Origin of the sequence: Halobellus inordinatus (genome assembly GCF_024464655.1) — an archaeon.
GTDB classification, from domain to species: Archaea; Halobacteriota; Halobacteria; order Halobacteriales; family Haloferacaceae; genus Haloquadratum; species Haloquadratum inordinatus.
Map to the genome: position 1 here is coordinate 1 of NZ_JANHAV010000021.1, position 1,513 is coordinate 1,513.

Below are 1,513 nucleotides of genomic sequence, written 5' to 3' on the forward strand. Positions count from 1 at the left end.
TTGACATCCTCACCCGCCTGAAGGCGGGGTGAATCCCGAGCGTTGGGATATTAGGGTTTGCAGTCTGCCTGCTCTTGTGGGTGGAACGCACCCGTAGTTGTATCGAACAGGTAGACTCCGGGCTGTGCCAAGCAGCCGTTACTCATATCCCCGGTTGGGGGAGTTTGAGTTATCTTTCGGCGGATATTCACCGCTCCGTTCACGTCTGCGTTCATCGTCGTTGCACACGAGTTACAGACATACAGGCCACGCTCGACGCGGTTAGCGTCTCGAATCTGTCCACAACAGGAGCAGGTTTTCGAGGTGTTTTCCTCGTCCACACGGTCAACCAGTATCCCATGTGCTTCGGCTTTGTATTCCAGCAGGCGCGTGAAGCGGTCGAACTCCCACCCGTGAAGCTTCTTGTTTCCACGCGGGCCCCAGTCTCGTGAGTCGCCGTCGTCGTTCTCTCGAATATCGCTCAGGTCGCCCACGGCTATCGTGCCGATTTCTTCCTCGATACATCGTTCAACGATGTGTTTCGAGAGCGTATGCAAGAAGTGGTCATTCCGGCGCGAGAGTTTCCGGCGGGCACGACGCGCCCGCTTTGATGGGCCGTTCTCACCCTCAGTCTGGTATTCTTCACGGGTGAAATAGTGCTTGTCCTGTTTCAGCCGGTTGCCGGGGTACAACTCGCTTGGACCGTCCTCGTAGTCGATAGCGAGGTAGTTGCTGATACCGAGGTCGATTCCGGCAGTGTCGTCGCCGGGCGCGTCTTCGACGGGAATTGCTTTCTCACAGACGAGATGTACTTCCCATCGGTCGCCATTCCAGACTGCCCGGACCTGCTGGATGTTCTCAACAGTCACGTCCGGTCGCGTCTCGTATTCCGCGAGGATGAAGTCTGAGCGCCCGTCTTTCAGGTTCCAGCCTTTCGAGAGGCGAACCTGCCCGTGTTTGTCGTCGTGTTTGATGCCTTTCTGTTTCCACGTCACAGTCGAGCGTGGGTGTCGGTCGCCACGTTTCCGGTAGCCCGGCGGGTTGTTGCCGTCGTCGGAGTTGTACCAACCCGTGAACGCCTCAGCAAGTTCTTCGAGAACTCGCTGACTTGACTGCGAATGTAAGTCACTGTAGCGTTCGTGGTCTTTCAACTCTGATTTCAATTCCTTCTCGTCAGGAATCTCACTGTCGTCGTCCCACCGACCTTGGATGTAGTAGCGTCCGATGTTCCACAGTTTCGATGCTGCAAACCCGCACGCATCGAGGTCGTCACGAACCTGCTGGTGGTTCGTGATTTTGGCGACGTAGGTGCGGGTCGTCTCCAGCATCGTCCTGCTTCATAACCAGTTATGAGCAGAATAGTGTTAATAGTGTCGTTTAACCGTGGAATATCCTGCCGGGCAGTCACTCGGTTGTCTGTTGCTCACCGTGTCGGCTTCATCCCCCGCCTGTTCAGTCCTCGGTTCCGACAACAGGTGTCGGAACGCTCGTCCCTCACGGGAAGGCGGGGGTATGCGCCTCGAATCTCTATAAC

The 1,513-nt window shown here is 56.4% G+C and carries 1 protein-coding gene; it reads right to left on the reverse strand.

Features of this window, described 5'->3' with window-relative positions:
* Positions 1-50: 50 nt before the first annotated feature.
* Positions 51-1,307, reverse strand: a complete 1,257-nt coding sequence (locus NO347_RS17160) for an RNA-guided endonuclease InsQ/TnpB family protein (RefSeq protein ID WP_256290927.1) — start codon at positions 1,305-1,307, stop codon at positions 51-53.
* Positions 1,308-1,513: the final 206 nt, after the last annotated feature.